The 23,914-nt window shown below is 48.7% G+C and carries 23 protein-coding genes, 3 pseudogenes and 1 riboswitch; of the genes and pseudogenes, 8 read left to right on the plus strand and 18 right to left on the minus strand.

Features of this window, described 5'->3' with window-relative positions:
- Window positions 1-276: 276 nt before the first annotated feature.
- Entirely contained in the window at window positions 277-1,023 is a 747-nt protein-coding gene (gene map, locus P378_RS04810) for a type I methionyl aminopeptidase (RefSeq protein WP_099082462.1), read from the minus strand.
- 45 nt (window positions 1,024-1,068) lie between these two features.
- Window positions 1,069-1,596, minus strand: coding sequence for a Chromate resistance protein ChrB (locus P378_RS04815; RefSeq protein WP_099082463.1), 528 nt, complete (start codon window positions 1,594-1,596; stop codon window positions 1,069-1,071).
- A gap of 223 nt (window positions 1,597-1,819) precedes the next feature.
- Here P378_RS04815 and P378_RS04820 point away from each other — a divergent pair, with 223 nt between their 5' ends.
- From P378_RS04820 to hisE, 5 genes are all read left to right on the plus strand, one after another.
- Window positions 1,820-2,485 (plus strand): hypothetical protein, encoded by a 666-nt coding sequence (locus tag P378_RS04820; protein WP_099082464.1) that lies wholly within the window; start codon window positions 1,820-1,822, stop codon window positions 2,483-2,485.
- Window positions 2,486-2,513: 28 nt separating this feature from the next.
- On the plus strand, window positions 2,514-3,314 hold the full coding sequence (locus P378_RS04825) for an endonuclease/exonuclease/phosphatase family protein (RefSeq protein WP_099082465.1): 801 nt from the start codon (window positions 2,514-2,516) through the stop codon (window positions 3,312-3,314).
- A gap of 107 nt (window positions 3,315-3,421) precedes the next feature.
- Window positions 3,422-4,162 (plus strand): COG4280 domain-containing protein, encoded by a 741-nt coding sequence (locus P378_RS04830; RefSeq protein WP_099082466.1) that lies wholly within the window; start codon window positions 3,422-3,424, stop codon window positions 4,160-4,162.
- Window positions 4,162-4,404 (plus strand): hypothetical protein, encoded by a 243-nt coding sequence (locus tag P378_RS04835; protein ID WP_073236443.1) that lies wholly within the window; start codon window positions 4,162-4,164, stop codon window positions 4,402-4,404. The genes P378_RS04830 and P378_RS04835 overlap by 1 nt, the downstream gene beginning before the upstream one ends.
- On the plus strand, window positions 4,391-4,726 hold the full coding sequence (gene hisE / locus P378_RS04840; protein WP_238472885.1) for a phosphoribosyl-ATP diphosphatase: 336 nt from the start codon (window positions 4,391-4,393) through the stop codon (window positions 4,724-4,726). Before P378_RS04835 ends, hisE begins: the two co-directional genes overlap by 14 nt.
- Window positions 4,727-4,808: 82 nt before the next feature.
- Here the strand turns inward: hisE and P378_RS20975 are convergent, their stop codons facing one another.
- The 8 genes and pseudogenes from P378_RS20975 to P378_RS22765 all read right to left on the minus strand — a co-directional run bounded on the left by P378_RS20975 (window position 4,809) and on the right by P378_RS22765 (window position 11,500).
- Window positions 4,809-5,261 (minus strand): phosphatase PAP2 family protein, encoded by a 453-nt coding sequence (locus tag P378_RS20975; protein WP_338013839.1) that lies wholly within the window; start codon window positions 5,259-5,261, stop codon window positions 4,809-4,811.
- Window positions 5,262-5,572: 311 nt separating this feature from the next.
- A pseudogene (locus P378_RS20980) lies at window positions 5,573-5,670 on the minus strand (ABC transporter permease); the annotation flags it as partial.
- Between the two features lie 99 nt (window positions 5,671-5,769).
- Window positions 5,770-6,951 carry an SAM-dependent methyltransferase gene (locus P378_RS04855; protein ID WP_099082467.1) on the minus strand — a complete coding sequence of 394 codons (1,182 nt, stop codon included), beginning with the start codon at window positions 6,949-6,951 and terminating at the stop codon, window positions 5,770-5,772.
- A gap of 37 nt (window positions 6,952-6,988) precedes the next feature.
- Window positions 6,989-7,210 (minus strand): TraR/DksA C4-type zinc finger protein, encoded by a 222-nt coding sequence (locus P378_RS04860; protein WP_180260992.1) that lies wholly within the window; start codon window positions 7,208-7,210, stop codon window positions 6,989-6,991.
- Between the two features lie 43 nt (window positions 7,211-7,253).
- Complete coding sequence (locus P378_RS20985; RefSeq protein ID WP_238472887.1) at window positions 7,254-7,844, minus strand: MFS transporter; 591 nt, start codon at window positions 7,842-7,844, stop codon at window positions 7,254-7,256.
- Entirely contained in the window at window positions 7,808-8,419 is a 612-nt protein-coding gene (locus P378_RS20990) for an MFS transporter (RefSeq protein ID WP_238472888.1), read from the minus strand. Before P378_RS20990 ends, P378_RS20985 begins: the two co-directional genes overlap by 37 nt.
- A gap of 16 nt (window positions 8,420-8,435) precedes the next feature.
- Window positions 8,436-9,716: a phosphopyruvate hydratase gene (gene eno, locus P378_RS04870; protein ID WP_099082469.1), complete on the minus strand. Its 1,281-nt coding sequence runs from the start codon at window positions 9,714-9,716 to the stop codon at window positions 8,436-8,438.
- An 11-nt stretch (window positions 9,717-9,727) separates the two neighbouring features.
- Window positions 9,728-11,500, minus strand: a complete 1,773-nt coding sequence (locus P378_RS22765) for a dynamin family protein (RefSeq protein ID WP_180260993.1) — start codon at window positions 11,498-11,500, stop codon at window positions 9,728-9,730.
- Window positions 11,501-11,600: 100 nt separating this feature from the next.
- Window positions 11,601-11,658: riboswitch (Fluoride riboswitch) on the minus strand.
- Window positions 11,659-11,802: 144 nt separating this feature from the next.
- Between P378_RS22765 and P378_RS04880 the strand changes: the two genes are divergently transcribed.
- From P378_RS04880 to crcB (P378_RS04890), 3 genes are read left to right on the plus strand one after another with little or no spacing between them, the layout of a single operon-like run.
- Entirely contained in the window at window positions 11,803-12,228 is a 426-nt protein-coding gene (locus P378_RS04880) for a universal stress protein (protein ID WP_099082471.1), read from the plus strand.
- 10 nt (window positions 12,229-12,238) lie between these two features.
- Window positions 12,239-12,637 carry a fluoride efflux transporter CrcB gene (gene crcB, locus P378_RS04885; RefSeq protein WP_099082472.1) on the plus strand — a complete coding sequence of 133 codons (399 nt, stop codon included), beginning with the start codon at window positions 12,239-12,241 and terminating at the stop codon, window positions 12,635-12,637.
- A gap of 15 nt (window positions 12,638-12,652) precedes the next feature.
- Entirely contained in the window at window positions 12,653-13,015 is a 363-nt protein-coding gene (gene crcB / locus P378_RS04890; protein ID WP_099082473.1) for a fluoride efflux transporter CrcB, read from the plus strand.
- A 168-nt stretch (window positions 13,016-13,183) separates the two neighbouring features.
- On the opposite strand, the gene P378_RS04895 is transcribed toward crcB (P378_RS04890), so the two are convergent.
- The 8 genes and pseudogenes from P378_RS04895 to pfkA all read right to left on the minus strand — a co-directional run bounded on the left by P378_RS04895 (window position 13,184) and on the right by pfkA (window position 23,899).
- Entirely contained in the window at window positions 13,184-13,606 is a 423-nt protein-coding gene (locus P378_RS04895; protein WP_099082474.1) for a DUF6431 domain-containing protein, read from the minus strand.
- Between the two features lie 105 nt (window positions 13,607-13,711).
- Complete coding sequence (locus P378_RS04900) at window positions 13,712-15,931, minus strand: S-layer homology domain-containing protein (protein WP_180260994.1); 2,220 nt, start codon at window positions 15,929-15,931, stop codon at window positions 13,712-13,714.
- A gap of 82 nt (window positions 15,932-16,013) precedes the next feature.
- Window positions 16,014-17,309 (minus strand): Ig-like domain-containing protein, encoded by a 1,296-nt coding sequence (locus tag P378_RS20050; protein WP_207653998.1) that lies wholly within the window; start codon window positions 17,307-17,309, stop codon window positions 16,014-16,016.
- A 144-nt stretch (window positions 17,310-17,453) separates the two neighbouring features.
- Complete coding sequence (locus P378_RS21005; protein ID WP_420795972.1) at window positions 17,454-18,827, minus strand: preprotein translocase subunit SecA; 1,374 nt, start codon at window positions 18,825-18,827, stop codon at window positions 17,454-17,456.
- A 15-nt stretch (window positions 18,828-18,842) separates the two neighbouring features.
- A pseudogene (locus tag P378_RS23990) lies at window positions 18,843-19,812 on the minus strand (preprotein translocase subunit SecA); the annotation flags it as partial.
- A gap of 607 nt (window positions 19,813-20,419) precedes the next feature.
- Complete coding sequence (locus tag P378_RS04920) at window positions 20,420-21,004, minus strand: DedA family protein (RefSeq protein WP_099082476.1); 585 nt, start codon at window positions 21,002-21,004, stop codon at window positions 20,420-20,422.
- A 150-nt stretch (window positions 21,005-21,154) separates the two neighbouring features.
- On the minus strand, window positions 21,155-22,909 hold the full coding sequence (gene pyk / locus P378_RS04925) for a pyruvate kinase (protein WP_099082477.1): 1,755 nt from the start codon (window positions 22,907-22,909) through the stop codon (window positions 21,155-21,157).
- Between the two features lie 28 nt (window positions 22,910-22,937).
- Window positions 22,938-23,899: pseudogene (pfkA, locus tag P378_RS04930) on the minus strand (6-phosphofructokinase).
- Between the last annotated feature and the right edge of the window lie 15 nt (window positions 23,900-23,914).

Genomic DNA, 23,914 nt, shown 5'->3' on the forward strand with positions numbered 1-23,914 from the left:
CTGCTGCGCAACAATCAGCTCTATAACGCTAGCAAAAGGAGTTGATATAATCTCTTTTTGATAGATAACCTTTTCTCAAATCCGTTTTTAATATTAACGGGTTTAGTTTGTTATTGCCATTTTTAGGTATGAAGGCTGTTTTAACATTAATTTTTTTCCAATTTTCATAGAATCGGCTATTGACTATTTACCGCTGGTCTTTATAGATAATTCTTAGATAGACAAGCTACCGGCGTAACCAGTATAACGCCAGATCTTATAACATCTTTTTAACGGTTACAACTGGGTTAGGATTATTGGCCCATCCTCCATAACGGCAATGGTATGCTCGTATTGTACACAAAGACTGCCATCTATGGTTCTGGCGGTCCACCCATCACGATCAATCCTGGCTTTCCAACTACCCAAGGTAATCATCGGCTCTATGGCAAGGACCATACCAACCTCAATGGAGGGACCCCTCCCGGGTTTACCAAAATGAGGTACCGGCGGCTCTTCCCACAATTTTTGACCCACACCATGACCGTTAAATTCCCGAACTACCCCCATATTTTGTCTTTCAACATAGGTTTGGATGGCATAACCAATATCCCCAATCCGGTTCCCCGGCTGCGCTTGCTCAATACCTACAAACAATGCCTGCCGCCCAATCTCCATAAAGTTGATCATATCCTGTGACACCTCGCCAATGGCGTAGGTCCATGCGGAGTCAGCATGATACCCTTTATAGAAGGCTCCCACATCAATGGTAATGACATCACCCGAAGTAAGTCTGGCAGGGCCTGGTATACCATGACATATGACGTCATTGGGGGCAACACAGATGGAGGAGGGAAACCCTTCATGACCCTTAAAACTTGGCGTGGCTCCCCTTTGGCGAATATAATCCTCAATAACACAGTCTAACTCCTGTGTAGAGACACCCGGCTTAACCTTTCTTGAGAGAATTGCATGACATTCGGCAACAATTTTCCCGGCCTCCTTCATGATAGCAATCTCCTGTTTTGATTTTAATATAATCAAAGGTATCCCTCCATAAGAATTTCTTCACTATAACATGAAATAATGCTAGGCATTATCTTCTAGTCCAAAGACCAAATCACTAAATTCGTCTAATTGTTCCCTGCATTTCATGATCAATTCTCCGGCCTTTTGCTGCAGGCTAGCGTTTAAAAAATCCCGGGCCACTAATTTTTTATACCATTTTTTTAATTTTTCCAGATCCTCTTCATTTTCCTCCAGTTCCGCATAGGTGAAATGCCTTGCGTTAATCTCCTTTTCGATTTCTTTTAAAAAATCTTCACATTTATCTATGATCTCTGCGTATTCCTCATCCTTTGCCTGGTTAATTTGTTTAAGTAGCTTTTCCTCCGCTCCGACTGAATGACTTCGGAAAAGATATGCCTCCCCGCCCATCTCTTCTATTTCCTTTCTTAACTGGCGGAAATACCGTTCCGATTCTTTATTATCTGGTAAAAGACAAACGGAGTTTTGCATGTAAAAGGCCCCTACATTTTTGAGCTTACGCCAAACAGCCGCCCTCAACTTAGTAGGTTCCGACGGTATTTTATAAACAAGCAGTAGCCAGTCGTTCATTTAGGACCCCCCTAAAAGCTTCTTGATCTCAATATAAAACGATGGTTTATTAATGTCAAATAAATTTGTTATTTTTTATTTAAACAATGGTTGATTTTATTTTTTAACTATAATATATTTATCAAAAATAACAATCGTTATATTTAGAGAGGTGGTGCCGTTACGTAAACCTATCTGGTTTGGCAAAAGGCCTTCTAAGTACGAAATTGAGGAGGAATGGAAAATGGAAATTTCATTGATTGGTGCTCTCATCACCTTACAGGTAACCTTTACAGAACTGTTCATCGCCTCTACAGTGATTGCCTCGGTGGGTTATAAAAATGGCTGGCGGAGCGCAGCTCTCGGTTCTGTCATAGGTGCAGTTGCTGTGGCAATCCTTTGCTTCATCCTTGGCACTGCCGGTTCTAAAATCCCAATGCATATTCTGGATTGGGTTTCCACCGTTCTGCTGCTGGGTTTTGGTTTATGGTTATTCTACGAATTCTGGAGCGCCCACAAGAAGGGAGAAGGAGCAGCCTCCATTGACAGGGGGGTTGAGATAAGTGGTTCAGGTGCCGGAGAAAGTGCGACTGCAGTCCTACGGAAAAACATCGCTAAACCCATTAACTGGGCCGGGGTTTCGGTGGCCGCCTGGGGAATGTTTGCCGAGGGTCTTGAAATTGCTGTGGTATGGTTAGCCATTGCATTAAAGCAGGGAATGGCCACCGCCACGCTAGGTGTTGTAATCGGCCTGGGTATTATCGGCATTGTGGCCTTATTGCTTGGCAAAGCCGGTATATTCGAGAAAATCCCGCCGAAATATCTTGATCTTATGGCCAGTATCATGCTGGTTATTTATGGAATCTATTTCCTGTACTCGGCGATTACAGGCACCTTTAATGTAATCTAACGGACTATATAAAAAATGAGGAGGAAGAATGATGAAAGTAATGTCCTACAACACCTTATTTGGGGGCTTTGATGGAAACGATGGCAAGAGATTTAATGCTCAGATTAAGCTAATTAACGAGATCAAACCAGATGTATTATTGATTCAGGAGGCCAAAAATTTTACCCAAAACGGTATGAAGCTAATGTACGAAATGGAAAACCAAATTAATATGAGAGGATTTATTGCTCCCGCTCCTCACACCGGCCAAAATACCGGGGTATTCATCGGCCCTGGAATTAAACCGTTATCCTTTGAAGTTGATTCCGTGCACTTTCATCATGCGGTTGCCATCCTCAAGCTTGATGTTCCAAACCTTGATCAGCCGGTAACTGTCATCAGCGCACATCTCTGCCCCTTCGGACCCCATGTTCGTTTAAGAGAAGTCTATTACCTAACCAATTACGCCGTTGCCGATCAATACACGTTACTGGCCGGGGACTTTAATTCAGTGTCTCCCTATGACCCTGATCCTGTTGGTTTGGATAATCTCCCATCCCACTTCCGGGCCAGATATGTCAAACCGGACGGTAAAAAAGTGGACCGCAGAACCTTAGAAACACTGTACCAGGCGGGCTTCGTTGACATCGCTCATTTACTGGAAAAACACGGCGATACAACAGTACCTGCCGCAAACTTTACCGGGACTGAATTTGTACCTTTTCGCTCGGACTACATTTTAACCACTAAAGCCCTGTCAGCTTTAGCCGTCTCCTACGAGGTCATTAAAAATCCCATAACGGATTTCGCATCGGATCATTACCCCATTATGGCGGTTTTCAAAAAATAATGGCTTAAACAGCCTTTCTCCGGGTAGGAGGGGCAATTCTCTCCTACCCATCCTACATCCAAGGATATTTAATTCGATTAAACTACCACCTAAGGAGTGTGAATAGGATGAACTTTTATACTGTCACAGCCAGCTTTCTCGGGACAGCCGTAGAATTTGTTGAAGCCCTTACGATTTTTTTAGCTGTGGGGTTCACCAAGGGCTGGAAGACAGCCATCTATGGTGCGGTTACGGCAATTGTAATTCTCGCATTACTAGTTGGTCTCTTAGGCTACCCCTTGGTGAAACTCGTACCCTTTCATACCATCCAGTTAGTAATCGGTCTTGCTTTGTTACTCTTCGGGGTCCGCTGGCTCAGGAAGGCAATTGCCCGGTATGCGGGTTTAAAAGAGATGCACGATGAGGAGAAGGCCTATTTGGAAGAAGTAGAAAAACAAAAAACTCATGTAGAAAAAGGTAAAAGTATTGATATTTTTGGTTTTACCACTGTTTTTAACGGGGTATTCCTGGAGGGGCTTGAGGCGGCCTTTATTGTACTTACCTTCGGGGTCGCGGCCAATTCCATGCCCTCTGCCGTTGCCGGTGCCTTAATCGCAATTGCTTTAGTTTGTTTACTGGGTTTCCTTCTCAAAAAGCCCTTATCCATGATCCCGGAAAACATGCTAAAGTTTGCGGTAGGAATCATGCTAACTTGCTTTGGGGTAATCTGGGTAGGAGAAGCAATTGGAATTGAATGGTGGCAGGGTGATTTGTCCATTCTTGTTGTACTCGCTGTTTTGCTTATTTTTTCTTTATTCCAGATTAAATACTTTAGCCTTTGTGCCACTGTTAAAGGGAGGGATCAGTAATGAAAAAGGCGTTTTTAGTAATATGGGGACTCCTGATTGATGACCTCCGACTGGCTCTGGGAACAATTCTATCCGTAATTGCTTGCTACTTGCTAAATTTAAAATATGATCTAGGTGAATATGGCGGCTGGTTGCTCTTGTCTCTGATCATCCTCTCGGTTTTCTGGAGTCTATCTGCAGAATCAAGAAAGTATAAGAAACGCAATAAAATAGAGAGGGGGACTCCCGGTGTCCATTCGTGAACAAAATCAAAAACAACATGACATTGGACCATCCATTATTGACATATTGTATGAGATCATCCTAACCCGTAAAGAAGAAGATATTGAAGGTTCTTATACTAGATACCTGTTCGAACAAGGAATTGATAAGATTTGTAAGAAAGTCGGTGAGGAATCGGCAGAAGTCATCATTGCCTCCAAAAACGGTAGTCCCCGGGAAATCTCTTGCGAGATAGCAGACTTACTTTATCACCTGCTGGTTCTAATGGCCGAGCGGAAAATTCCGGCCCAGGAAGTTTATCTGGAACTGGCCAAAAGGCTAAACAAAACCCTTGGGCTTTAATTATAAATCGTTGCAACACCCCTCATTGTTGCAACCCCCTTACTGTGGCACCTAAAAGGTGCTATTTTTTGATAGTTACCATTCAATTATTATTTTTTCTATATCCCCCTCCGGGCCGGATGTTCTGCTGCCGTACTTCTACAATGATTTTCAACCCTGTTAAACAGATAATCAGCCAGACCCCACCGGCGGCGTAGGCCGCCAACACATCGCTGGGATAATGAACCCCCAGGTAAATACGGCTTAAGCCCACGAGAAGAATGATTCCGGTCGCTCCCATTACGCTGAGACGTTGCAGAAACTTTGATTCAAAAAACAAACAAAGAAAGTATCCTAACATCCCGTAAAAAATGATTGCCTCCATCGAATGGCCACTGGGAAAACTGTATCCTGTTTCTTTAATCAAGGGATGAATACTTGGCCTGATTCGATGAAAGTACCATTTAAGCAGCAGATTAAAAAGGGCACCACCTGATGCTGCGGTTAACAAAAAAACGGCTTCCCAATTTTTCTTCCGGCGAACCATTAGGAACATCGATATAATAAGCAAGACCACAATGCTTTGCCCGAACCAATAAAAGTAAAAAACTTCATCACACCAGTTAACTGCGGGTCGATATACGATTGAACCAGCTGAATAATTGGATAGTCAAACCGGTATAAATCCTGTTCCCTCAACTCATCGGCAAGCTTTATAAATATCCCGGTAAACACAGAGAGAAAAACCACAGAAGACGCAACAAACCTTACTAAGGGTTTCGATAATTTATCTATACTCATGGCTAAAGCACCTTCTACTACTGGAAATTATGTAACTCATTGCTGGGTCACCAAAACAGCTACCATAACCAGGTTGCCCCCTACCATCATGGAGGCCCCACCTCTGAGATAGCCCCTCCGAAACCAGCCATAACAGCAGCCAGGAGACCCAGTCTTGCTTCCCGGAGGCCTGTCCGTTTCCAAACAAACCCTAACGGCTTATGGGCCAGACCACTCACACCAGGTCCATAAGCTCGGAGATTTTATTAAGTTTTTTGGGGTTCTTAGTCCCTATAGATAAAGCTATATTCCATGGGCAGGCTGTTATTTAACCCCTTGCTGAACAACAGTTGGTAGATATCCAGCCCGGAGACCCGGAAGGAAGCGGCGCAACCCCTTAGATAAAGGCCCCACATGCGGACAAACCACTCGTCGAACTTTTCCCGCACCTTGTCGCAGCAGCGGGTGAAATTGGCATACCAGTGATCCAGCGTTTTGGCATAGTGCAGCCGCAGGCTTTCAGCGTGCAGCAGGTGAAACCGGTATTCCGGCAGCAGCCCGATAATCTCCCGCAGGGAAGGAATATAACCACCGGGGAAAATGTATTTTTCGATCCAGGCGTTGACCGGTTCCTCGGTCATGCCCGTAATGGTGTGCAGCAGTGACAGCCCACCGGGCACCAGCAGATTGTTAACCTGGTCCATATAACTCGGTATGTTGTCTTTCCCCACATGTTCAAACATGCCCACACTGACAATTTTGTCAAATTGGTAATCCCGCTCAGAAAGATCCAGGTAGTTAGCCAGTTGAATATCTACCTGCCCCTCCAGCCCTAATTCCCGTACCCTCTGCCGGGCACCATCGTATTGCTGGTCACTTAGCGTAATGCCCAGGGCACGGACACCATACTGTTGGGCTGCCCGGATCACCAGCCAACCCCAGCCGCAGCCGATATCCAGCAGGCGCTCGCTAGGCTTTAGCTGAAGTTTTTTAAGAATGTGGTCAATCTTATTGATTTGAGCCTGGTACAGAGAATCGTCAGGTTGTTTAAAATAGGCGCAGGAATAACTCAGGGTTTCGTCCAGCCACAGGCTGAAAAAGTCATTACCCAAATCGTAATGGTGCTCAATGTTTTGCTTTTGTTTTCGCTTACCGGCCACCGTCTGAAACAAGCCGGTAAGTTTTCCGGTGATTCCGGCGGGCTTTAACTGGTCCTTGTTTTCCTCAATGATACGGATAATCTCTTCAAATTCCCCTGTGAAGTCCCAGTCCCCTTCCATGTAGGCTTCACCCAGGGACAGCAGCGGGCTGTCCGGGTTAAAGGTTGAGGAAAGTGGTTTTTTGAAGATGATGTTGACAACCGGCGGTGCCTGCCCGTACCGGCAGACCTCACCGTCCCAAAAAGTTACTGTGAAATTTCCCACCTTAAACCGTTCAAACAGGCCTTTCATCATGTCCTTTGTCATGCTTTTGACCCCCTTACTCTGGTTGTTGGGATTTTCTTCAGCGTTCTTTTTGTTCTGTTGGGCTAACCGTTGGCAGGTCCGCCCCTTGCTCGTTTGCTTTACTTTGCAGGCTTTCCAGGCAGAGTTCTACGATGTCAAGATACTCAAAACAGTCCAGGCAAAGCACTTGCCCGCTTTTGTACCGGACCTTTGCTTCCGGCACCGGTCTCCCACAAGACTGGCATAAAAATTCAGCCTTGCTTCTGTTTTTACCTTTCACCGTACTCACCTCACTTGCTGGTATGCCTGTTTATAATCCCACCTTACATGCCCTGTAACTTCCGGTTGCCCGGCAACTGCCCCAGCACCGCCAGCAGCCCGGCGGCAGCCAGTATACCGGTGACGGCACCAAAATAAAAGGTTACCGAGGGACCGAACCACTTCCACAATGCCCCGGCCAGCAGGGAAGCGGGTAACAGGCCGATACCCACCAGAGTGGCGTGCAGCCCCATCATGGTGGCCTTTTGGTCTGTCGGGGCAATGTCCGCCACCAGGGCCTTTTCCACCCCTTCGGTGACCCCGGTATACAGGCCGTAGGTGGCAAACAAATACCATAACATCTGTTTTTCGGTCACCAGGGCAAAGCCCAGGTAAACCAGGGCGTAAAAGAGATAGCCCATTACCAGCAGGGTTCTCCGACCAAGAATGTCCGACAGCCGCCCCGCCGGGTAGGACACCGCGGCGTAAACCAGGTTATAGACCAGGTAAAGCAAAATCACATCCGCCGCCGAGTAACCCAGGTCGTGGGCCCGCAGCAAAAGGAACTGGTTGGAGGAGTTACCCAGGGCAAAGAGGAAAACCACCACCAGGAAACCCTTTAACCGCCGGTCCAGGGACGACCATTTGAGAGACAAGACTTTCTTGGGCAGGCCCTTGGCTCCTTTTCCCGCACGCCGAATAAGATACCCACCCCGAGGATGGCCGGTACCAGGGACCAGAAAAAGACGGTCCGGTAGTCGCCGTGGTAGGAGGTGAAGAACAGGTAGGCCAGGGCCACCCCGATCACCGCCCCCAGTGTGTCTAAAGCACGGTGCAGGCCAAAGGCCCGACCCCGCTGCCCTTCCTCCGCCGCATCGGCGATGATGGCGTCCCGGGGGGCGGTGCGGACGCCTTTGCCGAAGCGGTCCGCCACTCGCCCAAACAGCACCCAGGCCCAGGAAGCAGCAAAAATGATAGGAATCTTAGCCGCTGCCGACAGGCTGTAACCGGCGATGGCCAGGTTTTTGCGTCGGCCCAGCTTGTCGGAATAGTACCCGGAAAATACCTTTAACAGGCTGGCCAAGCTTTCGGCAAACCCCTCAATCACCCCCACAATGGCCGGGGTGGCCCCCAGCTGGCTGACCAGGTAGAGGGGGATTAAGGGATAAATCATTTCGCTGCCGATATCGGTAAACAGGCTGGTTAAGCCGGTTAGGATGATGTTAAACACAAAATCACCACACTTATTAAACTCGCTTTAATTCTTTCAGCAGAACAGGCCCCGCAAAGGCCGGGTTTTGGATTTGCTCTTCAATGCGCAGCAGTTGATTATATTTGGCCACCCGCTCGCCCCGGCTTAAGCTCCCGGTCTTGATCTGCCCCAAGGACAGGCCCACCACTAGGTCGCTGATGAAGGTGTCGTCAGTCTCACCGGAACGGTGGGAGACCACGGTGCGGTAACGGTGGTCCCTGGCTAATTTACAGGTTTCCATAGTTTCGGTTAACGTACCGATTTGATTCAGCTTAATGAGAATGGCGTTGCCAATGCCCCGCTCAATGCCCCGCCGGAAGATGGCCGGGTTGGTGACAAAAATATCGTCCCCCACCAGTTGAACTTTGTGGCCCAGTTTTTGGGTAAGTTTTTCCCAGCCGTCCCAATCCTCCTCGGACAGGCCGTCTTCTAAGGTGACAATGGGGTATTTGTTAAGGAGTTCTTCGTAATAATTGATCATTGCCCCGCTGTCCAGAACCTTGCCCTCAAAATGGTAGCCGCCCTCTTTGTAAAACTCGCTGGCCGCCACATCCAGGGCCAAGAAAATATCCTGGCCCGGTCGGTAGCCCGCCCTTTCGATGGCCTGCACGATAAATTGAACGGCCTTTTCGGTGGACTCGATGTTTGGTGCAAAGCCACCTTCATCCCCCACGGCGGTGCTGTGGCCCTGTTCTTTGAGTAAAGCCTTCAGGCTGTGAAAGGTTTCAGACCCGGCCCGCAGGGCAGATTTGTAATCGGTAAAGCCCGCCGGTACAATCATGAACTCCTGGGTGTCGATAATGTTGTCGGCATGCCGGCCGCCGTTAACAATATTCATCATGGGCACCGGCAGTTCCCAGGCTCCCAGGCCCCCCAGGTATTGATAAAGGGGCAGCCCCAGAAAATCCGCCGCAGCCCGGGCCACCGCCAGAGAAACCCCCAGGATGGCATTGGCTCCCAGGCGTTCCTTGTTTTCGGTGCCGTCCAGTTTAATCATCAGTTGATCCAGTCCCCGCTGATCCAGGGCATCCAGACCGATGACCTCCGGGGCGATTTCCCGGTTGACGTTTCCCACCGCGGTGAGAACCCCTTTGCCGTGGAAGCGGTCTTTATCGCCGTCCCGCAGTTCCAAAGCCTCCCGGGTGCCGGTGGAGGCACCGGAGGGCACCGCCGCCCGGCCCCAAGCCCCGCTTTCCAGTACTACCTCCACTTCCACCGTGGGGTTTCCCCGGGAATCAAGAATTTCTCTGGCTATGACTTGCTGAATTTTTGACATGGTGATTCCTCCTATGTAATGGTGTTAATATTCTCCTTTATTGTTAACAGCTTATGCTTTATTTCATCCAACTTCCGTGCGGCTTCCTCCAGTGTCGCTGCCGCCACCCGAACCTCCGGTTCACTGGCCTGCTTCAGGGTAACCGCCCGTTCCAGGGCCTCCCGGGTGCCCTGACTGGCCGCCCGGATTTTATCCTCCAGGGACAGCTTAAATTGCTGGCTGCTGAGCCATACCTTTTCGGCCAAGTAGTGCCGGATACGTCCGCAGTTCTTATCCAGTTGTTCTTCCGCCCGTCTTTTTAATTCCCGGACAATCACCGGCCCGCTGAGAAAGCGGGGCAGCATCACCTGCACCTTCATGGGGTCCACATAAAACATAGTACTGATTTCTTCACCGATAGAGAGAAAGAGCGGGTCCTTGCCGGGGACAATTTCCAATTTACTGAAGCCCTCCACCGGGATGGCAAAAATCTCGGCGGCCCGCCTCACCACATCATCCAGCAGGCGGTTGGTTTTAGCCACAAAGCGGTTGACGATTTGCTCATACTTTCTGATGGTTTCCTTCTCTAATTCCGGCTGCCAGGCAGACAAAAACTTTTCTGTTTGCTCATTGACCGCCTGCTTGATGGTTTCTGCCAGTTCCCGGGCGGAAAGGTTCGTTTTTTCTTCATTAAGCCGGTCAATCTCCCGCTGTAGTTCACGGGTTTTTTCTTCCCTAAAGGACCCGATGGCTGCCTCGGTTTCCCGGAGCAACTTGTTGATTTCCCCCTCCAGGATAAAGGTGTGATCCTGCTGCTCCTGCCGCATTTCCTCCAGGGCCCGGTCAAACTGACCGATTTTTTCCACCAGTTCCTGCAGGGGAGTGTGCAGGGCCTTTAGCTCCAGGCTGAGATGAAGCTGCAGTTCTGCTGCGGCTCCCAGGGCTTTGGTAACAGCAGCTTCCAGGATAGCCCGACCCTTTTCTTCCATAAGAAACTGCCTTAGGCTACGATCGAACTGCGGCAGCCCGCTTTTCTCCAGCAGTTCCTGACTGCCGGAGATTTTCCCCTGCAGGGCCAGCCGGGCCGACAGGGGGCAAAGCACCGGGCGGTCCAAATGCACCCGCTCCGCCAGCACCCGCCGGGAAAATTCCAGGGCCTGCCGGAGCCCCTGTTCGTCCAAGTAATCAATTTTATTCAGGATAAAAAAGGTACGGGCGGCGTAGGGTTTAATCCGCTCTAAAAAATCCGTCTCCGCCTGGCTGATGGGCGGGTCCACTGTTAAAAGGAAAATGGCCGCATCCATTTGGGGGAGATACTGGTAAGTTTCGTCATCATTGTTCTGGTAGATGGACCCCACCCCCGGGGTATCAATCAGCACCAGGCCATCCTTCAGGTAATCAGAGGGGTACTTCACCTGCACGTGACGGACATTTTTTTCGTTTTTGGGGTTGCCTTCCTCGGTGATATATCCCGGCAGTTCCTCCGGGGAAATTGACCGGGTAGCCCCGTCTTTAAAGACCACCTGAATATGTAAATGCTCTCCGTACTCCAGCAGTGTCACAATGGAAGTAAGGGGAACCACCGCTGTGGGCAAAATATCCTGACCCAGCAGGGCATTTAAAAAGGTGGTTTTGCCCCGTTTGAAGGCTCCCAGCACCACCAGGTGAAACCGGTTGTCCCGGAGTTTTTGAGCCTGCTGCTCCAGGTAATTTGCTAGACCAGGTTGCTGTCTTTCCCGGGCCAGCGCCGCCAACTCGCCAAGGCAGGCCAGCAGTTCCTCTCCGTTTGCTCTAAAATGGTTCATTTTTATAACCATTCCTTTCTTGAGACACAAAACGTCATGAAAGAATTTCTTTCAGACTTGTTCCTCCTACCGTAAATAAAAAACTCCTACCCATGTACATACAAGGGTAGGAGTCATCAGCTTCGCAGCGTTAGGCGAACTCCATCGCCGTTCAATTTTACCTTATTATATCACAAATGGTTTATTAGGCAAGAAACTTTTGTCATGTTTTTTATCGTTTTTTATCGAACGTCCTTTGCCAAATCAGAAAAACCGTGGTATGGTAATACAAAAAACAGAACCCTTTGTAAAGAGGTGTTTGTATGAAAATTTTACTGGCCGTGGACAATTCGGAAAACGCCCTGCGGGCCGGGCAATATGTGGTTAAACTGGCCGCCACCGGTATCCCCCTGGAGGTAACTGTCTTCTCGGTAATTCCATTTACAGTAGATATGGCTAACTATTTGGGTATGGACCAGGAGGAGTATTATAAACTGGTGGGAGAAAAAACCCGCCCGGTCTTCCACCGCTACGAAGTACTGTTTGAGGGAATTAAAAACCTCCGGGCAGAATATGTCATCGCCCAGGGTGACATCGGGGAAACCATTGTTAAAAAATCCATTGAAGGGGACTATGATGAAATTGTCATGGGCAGCAAGGGCATGAGTGAAATAAAAGAGATCTTCCTGGGCAGCGTCAGCCACAAGGTGGTACAACTGGCCAAATGCCCGGTGGTAATTGTAAAGTAAGGTGATGAACATGGATATTCTGGCAGTGGGCATAGGGGGAATCTTCGGTGCCCTTTGCCGCTACGGCATCGGCACCCTGGCCCACAAACTCAGTGTGTCAATATTCCCCTATGGTACATTAACGGTAAATTTATTGGGCAGCTTTCTGCTTAGCTTTGTGGCCTACGGCAGCCTGTTGCGCTGGAATTTGCCCCGGCACTACCTGCTGGCTGTTAATACGGGCTTCGTGGGCTCCTTTACCACCTTCTCCACCTTTTCGGTGGAAACCATGAATTTGATTTTGCAGGAACAATACATAACTGCCCTGTTCTACCAAATAATCAGTCTGGTGGCTGGTTTTTTCTTGTCCTGGGCGGGTATCCGGCTGGCCATCGGGCTTTTCGAGAAGCCGGAACCGGCCGAAAGTTAGGATGGATGTGGGCTAATGAATACATTACTTCTGGTGGCTGCCGGGGGTTTTCTCGGAGCCATTTGCCGTTTTACCCTGGGCAACTTCGTACAGTCCAAACACCGCACGGCCTTTCCCTTCGGCACCTTTGTGACTAACCTGACCGGCTCATTTCTTTTAGGTATTCTATCTGCCCAAAACAAGGTACACCCGCTGGTTTTCTTTTTCTTCGGCACCGGCTTTATGGGGTCCTATACCACCTTTTCCACCTTTGAATTGGAGTCCAACGAATTAGTGCGCAAAAATAAAATTCTTCTGTGTTTAATTTACCTTTTATCCAGTGCAGTACTTGGCGTCCTTTTCGCTTATCTGGGGTACCGGGTGGGAAAAGTATTATAAAAGAGGAAAACCGAGGTCCACGCGAACCCCGGTTTTCTATGTAAAGCTATGCGTACGATATCTGGCATGGGCCTTGACAGCCACCCCACACGTAGTTATGGTTTATTACCGACGGGGCGGCTCCGGGAAACATGTAATGTTTAATGTCCACATCGGATTTCCATTTTACTACGTGTGGGGTCCCCGTCTGTCAAGGCTTCCCTCCGGCGCCTCCATCTCCAAGAGCCGGAGGAGGTTATCAGAGAAATCGGTCTCCTTTGAGATATGCCGTTTAAATCCCGCCACCAGCGGAAGTTTTAGCCGTTCACAGACTGAATAATGCTTATACGGCATTATGAAATCTGGGATTACCGCATGTGTCCTGCCGAAGGCTTCACACTTAACCCTATATATGATTCTCCACTCAACCGTATCATCGTTCTGTACATGCCGGTCGTAGCTGCCGTGCATTGTGGTGTTGCCGGTACAAAGGGGGCATGTTATCTCCAAATCCATCAAATATTGCAAAACATTTAAGGGGTTGGGAATAATCCAATTACACAAAAACAAAATCCTGTACACTCCTTCCTCAGGGCAGGAATTTTTTATCACTGCTGCCACTTCCTGGTATATTTATATGCAGAGGTGGTTTACTTCTGCACAAAAAATACCCCTCAAGAGGGAAAACTCTTAAGGGGTATCATTTTTATTATTTGTTTAAAGTTTTAGAGCATTAAAGATTACGGTAACTGCCTCTGCCCTGGTGGCATTACCTTTGGGTTTAACAGTGTTGTCGGGATAGCCCTTCATGATACCGTTTTTAACTGCAGTGGCAACGGAACTCTTAGCCCAACTGGAAATGCTTGCACTGTCAGCAAAGGTTGTATCGTCGTTAACCACGGTAAGCTTGGCGGCTTTTACAATCATGGCAGCCATTTGCTCACGTGTAATTAAGTTGTTGGGGCCAAAGGTATTGGCATCAAAACCATTGACAATGCCGTAGGCTGCAGCTGTGGCTATGTCATTCTTGGCCCAGTGATCAGCGGTATCCGCAAAGACTTTGCCGTTTTGTGGGGCCAGGTTGAAGGCACGTACCAGCATGACTGCAAATTCGGCCCTGGTAATGTTATTGTTCGGCTTGAAGGTTCCGTCGGGATATCCCTTGGCAATACCACGTTCTACCATTTGCTTAATGGTATTTTCTGCCCAATGGCCTGTAATATCCCGCAATGTAGAAGTGGATGTTTCAGCGGGTTTCTCAGTTGCCTTTTCAGTGGCCAGCACTGCAAACTTGGTAAAGTGGTCAACTTCACCGCTTACTTTGCCTGCTGCCAGGTCTACGGTTGCGTTATCCAATTTAACCCAGGTCTTAGTTTCTTCATTAAACCAGTAAATACCTACATCATATTTATCGGCATCAACCTTTGACTTATCAAAGGTTAAAGTAATAGTTACGGGCCTTTTGAAATCACCGGATTTATCTTTGGTAATCTCAACTACATCACTAATCAGCTTGCTCTTAGCAGGCAAAGGCAGGCCGGATGTGCTGGTTACCTTTTCTACTTTAACCTTAATATCGCTGGCCAAGGCATTGGCAGGGATTACAATGGTGACACCCGCAGCGGTTACCTTACCACCATCCTTTGCTGAAACGGTGGTTTCATTTGACGATACAGAACCGCCACCGCCACCGCCGCCACTGCTGCTGATGGGTGTGTAGGCTATGAACTTGGTGAAGTGCTTGGTCCAGATGACCAGGTCTGATCCCACGTTAATTTTGGCATCTCCATAGGCCGGTATTTCACTGTCAGCTACAGACTGGGAGTCGGCACTGAGAACTCTTGTTATAACAGTAGGAGTGCCGTTACCTCTGGCAAAGGCAGCTGATTTTCCGGCCTGTCCTGGAATGAGCAGTCTGACTGCATGACTGAATTTCAGTTCCACATCGGGCAAACCTACTTCAACCACCGCACTTACATTACCATTGCTTACACTAACACTGTTATTAGCCTGGACAGTAGGTAGCTTAATGGTGCCATCCCAGCCGGCCGGGCCGGTTACTGTGGTGCCGTCAGGAATTTCAACTGCAACAGTTCCCAGGGTGGTCTGGGCCTGGACAACTACCAGCGGCATAGTTGCCTCTTTGCCTTGTGCTGTGCTTTGAGTTGTAACTTTTATTTTTGCTTCGGTTACCCCGGCGGGTACGGTAACCGCAATCGGAGTAGTGGTATCACTTACAGACACAGTTTGGCCGGAAGCTACCGTAGTAGGTTCCGGCAGCTTAATTACTGTAATGGTATAGGTTTTGGTGGTAGTACCGTCCTGGGCGGTTACCAGAATGTTTATGTCGTTTCTGCCTTCACTTAGAATAATGGCCTGTGAGGCACTTCCGCTGTTTACTGTACTGCCGTTAACTTTCACAGTGGCATGACTTTCTGCTGTTGTGGGAGTAACAGTAACGCTAGCGGTGGTACTGCTAACGATAGTTTTGTATCTTGTGGTATTGGAGTTAAAGGCAGGGTCTAATTTGCCGGAGCTAATAGTTAAATTACTCAGGTTAGCGTTGTTGCTGGGTTGTTCTCCTCCGCCACCGGTTTGTCCTGTTTGTACTGTAAATGTTGTTGTAGCAACAACGTTACCCTGACCTGCAACGACAGTGTATGTTCCTGTAGCTGCATCACTGGCCAATTTAAAGGTTTTTGTAAATAAACCATTGCTAACATCTGCAACATCTACATATAAAACAGTGTTGTTGGGTCGAATAACTTTTATGCTAACTTCAGTTAATGACGTTGTTCCGGCTATTGTAACCTCACTGCCGGGTGTCTTCGCAGAAATAGTATTAAGGGTTACCGATTGATCTGCAAAGGCAGAAAAGGGAACCAGTGTAAGTAAAAGCGCTACAATTGTTAAGATACTCAGTATGCGGTTCTTCACTTTATCAATCCTCACTTTCAAAGGATATAATCGAACCTGGGGGTCAACCCAGATTCGATTATATCTGTTTAGAATTATTTGCCTAATTTTTGCCTAATTCAAGTGCTTGAGCCAGGTTGGTTTGTACGCTGTTTGTGTCGCTGTTAAATTCATCAAAAACAAATACTTTTACCCAATAATTATTGTCCGAGCCATCCACATTAAAGTGGGCTGTTAATCCTTCCGGGGACTGAATATCCTTTTCCAAAGCAACGATACTTACCGGTTCATTGCCTTTCATTAGTTGGAAAATAACTACTTCACTACCGTCATGATCCGGAGCAGCAGAAATACGGTCTACATTGACAGTCGCTTTAATACCGCTTGATCTGTCAAGGTCACCTTTAGCAGTGATTGAGAAAGGCTTAGTATCGTCTCCAGTGGTATCGTCACCGGCGGTATCGTCACCGGCGGTATCGTCTCCAGTGGTACCGTCTTCACCGGCGGTATCGTCTCCAGTGGTACCGTCTTCACCGGCGGTATCGTCTCCAGTGGTACCGTCACCGGCGGTATCGTCTCCAGTGGTATCGTCACCGGCGGTATCGTCACCAGTGGTGCCGTCTTCACCGGTACCGTCTCCAGTGGTCGGTGCGTTACTTACTACAATACCAAAGGTTGTATTAACTTTACCGCCATTTCCATCATCAGCTGTTACTGTAATCGTTGCTGTACCTTCTGCCACGGGGGTAACAACTATGTCGGTTCCGTTTACTGTTACAGTCGCAATGCTTTCGTCAGAAGAGGCGGCGGTTAGAGTCAGGCTGTCCCCATCTTGATCCTCAAAGGTTCCACTGGCATCTATTGTTACAGCTTCACCGCCGGCTGTTCCTGTGATGTCATTTATTGGGTTAGCTACGGTCGGTGCGTTGTTTGCATCCCCAGATTTATCATCCACAATGGCCACTTTAGCAGCAGTTGCGCTTTCTCCTTCAGTATTCTTGGAGAATACGCCAATTTGGGTTGCTCCTGTCGGAATGGCTGTATCAGCATTTATGGTTACGGAGTAGGTGCCCCCTTTAGCCACTGTACCAATAGCTTCACCTACTTTTTGGTCACTGGCATCCAAGTAATATACTACGTAATCAGTGATATTGCTTTCATCTGCCGCAGCCTCCCAGGTTACATTACCGGCAATCTGCCCACCATTGGTGTCCGTATCTGTAAATGCTACGTTCCGGGCCAGTTCTGTCGGTACAGCCGCCTCCGCCGCTCTAATCCCAAACATCCCTACCAAATCACTGTCCACCACCGGCATCATGGCAGGAACAATATTCATGCCCATGGCTCCGGCCACAATACCTGCAACAACCTTTTTGGTTTTCTTATCGTTTAAATTCACTTAATACCCTCCTTTGTATGACCTAAGTAATTAACCAAAACTTACATCGAAGATAAATCGGAAAAATAAGTTTAAAACACAACTCCTTACCCAAAAGTTTTTATTTATTTGAAACCATCACCTCCCAAAAAGCTGATTAATTAGCTAACTCTTTAATGTAAACAGGGTCGTCACGGTTTCCAGTCGCACTTCCTTAAGCATTTGTTCAAATAAATCCCGGCTTTCACGCAAAAAGGCGTAGATGGGCTTGATCTGGCCGTAGGCCCGCATACCGATGCCTTGGCGCAGTTGATCCATGGCATCGATATGGTCTGTCCACTTACTGTCGATGATTTTAAGCATTACCTGCCGCTCCCTTTCACGCATGGCTTCATCTCCGGCCATGGTTTCTTTTTCCCGGTAAACAGCCAAAACCTGCTCCAGCAGTTCCTCGGTTAGCGCCAGTGTGGTCAGGTTAGACAAATTCGTCAAGGCAAATTTTTTGGCCATGCGGAAATAGCGGTGCATTTCCAGCATTAACCCGATCAGGTCCCACTCACCTGGTTGGGTATCAGGGGATGTGTGCTTACCCACCAAATCTTCTACTGTTTCTTTAATCATGGCGTGAATATATTCCCGGAGGTTTTCACCGGCCAGGATTTTGTCCCGTTCGGCATAAATAAAATCCCGCTGCCGGTTCATCACATCATCAAATTCCAATAACCATTTGCGAATGGTAAAATTTTTATTTTCTATCCTTTTCTGGGCTTTTTCCACCAGCAAGGTTAGTTTCTTATCTGCAACGGTTTCCTCACCGGAAAGTCCCGCTTGATCCAGTTCAGCCAGCAAATGTTCGGGTGTATGGTTACGAATCAGATCGTCTTCCATAGAGATGTAAAAACAGGAAGAACCGGGGTCACCCTGGCGGCCTGCCCGGCCCCGCAACTGATCGTCGATGCGCCGGGCATCGTGGCGGGTGGTGCCGATGACGTGCAGACCGCCCAGTTCGGCTACCCCGTCCCCCAGCTTGATGTCTGTACCCCGGCCGGCCATGTTGGTGGCCACGGTCACCGCTCCCCGCTGCCCGGCCCGGGCAATGATCTCTGCTTCCTGTTCCAGGCTTTTGGCGTTAAGAACCACATGGGGAATTCCTTCCTTTTGCAGCAGTTGGCTCATTTCTTCGGACTTCCAGATATTAATTGTGCCCACCAGAACCGGGCGTCCCAGGCTGTATTTTTCCTTTACGTCTTTTACTATGGCCTTCCACTTAGCCTGTTCGGTGATAAAAACCTGATCCTCTAAATCCCGGCGGATTATCGGTTTGTTAGTGGGTATTTCTACCACATCCACACCGTAAATCTCCCGGAACTCCTTTGTTTCATGTACAAGGGTGCCGGACATACCTGCCAGTTTCCGGTATTTACGGAAATAGTTCTGGAAGGTGATGGTGGCCACCACCTTGCTCTCTTTACGAATCTCCACCCCTTCTTTAGCCTCAATGGCCTGGTGCAGGCCGTTGACATAACGGCGCCCGTGCATAAGGCGTCCTGTAAATTGGTCAACGATAACTACCTCCGGACCGTTTTTACCGGAGATAACAACGTAATCCACGTCTTTTTTAAAGACCCAGTGGCTTTGAGGGCCTGGATAAGGTGGTGGTAGATTTCCATGTTTTTAACGGTGGCCAGATTATCTAGTCCAAAGATTTCCTCACAGGCAGCAATGCCTTCTTCGGTAAGAACTACGTTTTTCTCTTTTGGGTCAACTTCAAAATGAAGCTTTTCTTTCAGCCGGCGTACTGCCCTATCTGCCTTTAAGTAAAGGTTTATGTTGGATAATGTATCATCGGCAATAATCAAAGGAGTCCGGGCCTCGTCGATAAGGATGCTGTCCACTTCGTCAATTACAGCAAAACAAAGACCGCGCTGAACCTTTTTATTAATCCGGTTCACCAGGTTATCTCTAAGGTAATCAAACCAAATTCGCTATTGGTTCCGTAAGTAATATCACATTGATAAGCCCGCTGTCTTTGCAGTTGGTTCATACGGCTTTGTATACAGCCCACTGACAGGCCCAAAAACCTGTAAACTTCACCCATTTCCCCACTGTCCCGCCGGGCCAGGTATTCGTTTGTTGTAACCACATGAACCCCTTCACCGGTAAGTGCATTGAGATAAACAGGCATGGTTGCGGTAAGGGTTTTCCCTTCCCCGGTTTTCATTTCGATAAAATTGCCCCGGTGCAGAGCTATGCCACCAAGTACTTGAACAAAAAATGGTCTTAAGCCCAGTACCCGTGCGGCTGCCTCCCGAACAACCGAAAAGGCTTCCGGCAAAACAGAATCCAGGCTTTCCCCCCGCTGAATCCTATTCTTAAACTCTAGTGTTTTATTTTTTAAATCTTCATCTTTTAACTGCTGGGTTTGTTCAGAATGTTTATCAACTAACCAGGCTATTTCTTTAAATTGGTCTATCTGCCCGTCATCTTTACCTATATTTAATAACTTCTTTAAGATGGATTTCATTTACTTAGTCCCCGTTTCTAAATTCACGGCAATAAAAAAGGGAGCACAACCATGAATAAACTTGGTTGCTCCCTTCAATTGCCTCTATGGGCTTTTGTTGACTAGAAGCTGTATTATATAATTTGTATATCATCTATTCCTTTGGTAATAATCCTGATAAACCTCTTACATTTGTTACACTTTATTTCTATTACGTTGTTTTTGATTTCACAGATTAGCTTTTTACAAATACAACGTTGTTCTCCCAGCAGCAGGTTTTCATTTGGTTCACAGCTAATACATTCTTCCATGATGTAACATTTTCCTCCTGTTTTATGTTTAGATATTTAACATCGTCTTATGCATATATTTGCAGCAAACGTTTTGAAATGTTTCCTAAGTAAATTATTTAAAAAAATATTCTACCAAAAAACCTGCAAAATAGTAACATATTTTTCCAACATTTTCTAACACAATACGACAAAATTCTTCTCCTCGTTATCGACTGATAAGACAGCCGATTCTACCGCTGATTTTCTGCAATATGCCAATAACCGCTACGAATCTATGGGTATAAAACTGCAGCGGGTACTCACAGATAATGGGAAAAAGTACGGCTCATCTAAACCTACCTATGGACATTAATATGACGGAAAATATAAATAAGAAGGAACAGGCCGCCTGCCACCCAGAGCCACTTGAACCAGGGCCCGTCCACCAGCCGCAGCCAATTCTTGCCCAGCAGGGCCCCGGCGCCTAAAAAGGTGGTTAACCAGAGCAGGGCATGGATGATGTCATACAGCAGGAATTGAACCAGGGAAATGCCGCTGATACCGGCCACGTAGGGAGTAACGTTACCTACGGTGGGGATAAACCGGCCGCCGATGATGAATCCCGGGGCGGATTTTTTCAACCATTGCTGGGCCCGGTCAAACCGCTGCGGCGTAAGCTGCAGGTATCTCCCCCATCTTTTGATGAAGGGTTCCCCCACATGCTGCCCGATTAAAAAAGCGGAGGCGGACCCCAGGATGTAGCCCAGCATGGACACCAGCCAGGCCAGGACAATGTTGATCTTTCCCTGCTTGGATAAGAAGCCAGCCAGGGCCACCAGGACGCTGCCCGGAAAGGGTATTCCCAGGGCCTCCAGATAAACTCCCACAAACAGTCCGGGCAAACCCAGGCTGCTTAATATTTCTAAAATCTTGTCAGCCAATTCTCTGCCTCCCCTGGCTTATTATGGCCGGGCAGGGCGTTAACTATTTAAAAAAGCGCTAACTGTAAATCATTTCCAATAACCCAAAAACCACCTGTAAGAATACCCTACAGGTGGTTTCCATTTTCTAAGCCAATGGCCAAAAGCCAATTATAACACCCTTGCCACGCCGCCGTAGACCAGTCCCCGCTGGCCGTCTACGGTGATAATTTCGCCGTCGGGCAGAATATCGGTGGCATTTTCCACACCCACAATGACCGGGATGCCAAACTCCAGTCCCACAATGGCAGCGTGGGAGGTTAGACCGCCTTCTTCGGTGATGACAGCCGCTGCCTTTTCCATGGCAGGCACAAAATCCCGGTCGGTGGCCACGGTAACCAGAATATCGCCGGGCTGCACCTTTTCCAGTGCCTCCGGCACCGTCCGGCAAATCCGTACTTTACCGGTGGTAACTGCCCGCCTGCCGATGCCAGTGCCCCTGGCCAGCAGCGTACCTACGGTATGGACCTTCATCATGTTGGTGGTGCCGTGTACGCCCACCGGCACACCGGCGGTGATGACCACTAGGTCGCCGGCGGAGATCAGTCCCGAGGCCAGCGCGGCTTCCACCGAGCTGGCAATCATTTCGTCCGTTCCCACCACATCGCCGATCAATAGGGGTTCCACTCCCCAGACCAGGGCCAGTTTTCGCAGGACATTGGCCCTCGGGGTAACGGCAACCACATGGACTTTGGGACGGTATTTGGCAATCATCCGGGCAGTATGGCCGCTGGCAGTGGCGGTAATGATGGCGGTAACACCCAGTTCCTTGGCAATAGTACACACGGCATGGCTGATGCCGCCGGTGACCGTTCTTTGCAGAGCGGCACCCCGGGCCACCAGCAGGTCATCAAAGTCCACAGCCAGTTCCGCCCGCTGGGCGATGCGGGCCATGGTTTCCACGGTTTGTACCGGGTATTTGCCAGCCGCCGTCTCGCCGGATAGCATAATGGCGTCGCTGCCGTCAAAAATAGCGTTGGCCACGTCACTGGCCTCGGCACGGGTGGGCCTGGGGTTTTGGGTCATGGATTCCAGCATTTGAGTCGCGGTGATAACCGGCTTGCCGGCCAGGTTGCACATTTCAATCATGGTCTTCTGTAAAACAGGGACCTCTTCGGCAGGAATTTCCACACCCAGGTCACCCCTGGCCACCATAATCCCGTCGGCAACATTGATGATATCCGCCAGGTTTTCCACACCCTGGCGGCTTTCAATCTTGGCGATAATGTCAACGTCTGCGCCGTATTGCTCCACGATTTGACGGATGGCAATAACGTCGGATGGCTTGCGGATAAAGGAGGCGGCGATAAAATCCACCCTCTGCTCCAAACCAAAGCGAATATCTGCGATGTCCCTGTCGGTGATGGAGGGCAAGTTAACATTAACGCCGGGCAGGTTAACACCCTTCTGGTTGGAAAGCTGCCCACCGTTGATGACCCGGCAGTGGACATCCTGACCATCAATGGCCTCCACTTCCATCTCAATTAAACCGTCGGCTACGGCCACCTTGCTGCCCGGCCGCACATCCTTGGGTAAATCCATGTAGGTGACCGAAACGATGGTATTGTCCCCCAGCACCTCCCGGGTCGTCAGGGTAAAGCGTTGTCCCGGCTCCAATGTAACAGGCGGATTGGCAAATTTTTTTAAACGAATCTCCGGACCCTTGGTGTCCAGCATGATGGCGATATTCTTGCCCACTTCACCGGCTGCCTGGCGTATGGCAGCAATTCTCCTGCCGTGGTCTTCATGGGTACCATGGGAAAAATTCAGTCTTGCTACATTCATGCCCGCCAGCATCATCTTTTTTAAGGTTTCCACATTCTCACTGGCCGGACCTATGGTACAGACAATTTTAGTGCGTCTCATGTTCGATCCCCCTTTTTTTAAGGAAAAATTAAATAGACAGTATTTTTGCCAGATCGTACATTTCTTTGTTGATGGGTCTTGGCTTGCCCAGCACTTCCGTTAAGTCAGTGGCTATAATTTCACCGGCCAGAATCCCGACCATTTTATTGGTCTCGCCGGCCATCAGCAGTTCCACCGCCTTGGCGCCCAATCTGGCCGCCAAAATGCGGTCAAAGGCCGTGGGAATACCCCCCGCTGCAAATGACCCAGGATAGTGACCTTGGTGTCAAAGCCTGTCAGTTCTTTTATTTTCTTCCCGATCTCTATGCCGCTGGCGGCCCCTTCGGCCACCAAAATTACCGAGTGGAGTTTCCCCCGCTTGATGCCGCTCAATAATTTTTTACATATATCCTCCACATTGAAGGGAATTTCCGGAATCAAAATGGTTTCCGCACCGCCGGCCAAACCGGCTGCCAGGGCGATGTTGCCTGAATTGCGGCCCATCACCTCAATGACAAAGGTACGTTCATGGGAAGTGGCTGTATCACGGATTTTGTTGATGGCATCCACCACATTGTTGACCGCGGTGTCAAAACCAATGGTGTAATCGGTTCCCGGGATGTCGTTATCAATGGTTCCCGGCACACCGATGACAGGAATGCCGTGTTCCTGGTGAAAAATACTGGCGCCGGTAAAGGAACCGTCCCCGCCGATGACAATCAAGCCCTGAATACCGAACCGCTCCACGTTTTCCATGGCCAGCGCCCGGCCCTCCTTGGTCATAAAACGCTCTGACCTGGCCGTATGTAAAACGGTGCCGCCCCGGCCGATGATGTCCGCCACCGAACCAAGACTCATCGGTCCCATGTCTGCGTCTATAAAACCGCTGTAACCGCGCCGGATGCCGATCACTTCCAACCCGTGGTAAATGGCTTTGCGGACCACAGCACGAATGCAAGAGTTCATTCCCGAGGCATCTCCGCCGCTGGTTAAAACGCCAATTCTTTGCAATTCAATCGATCCCCC

Source organism: Desulforamulus profundi, assembly GCF_002607855.1.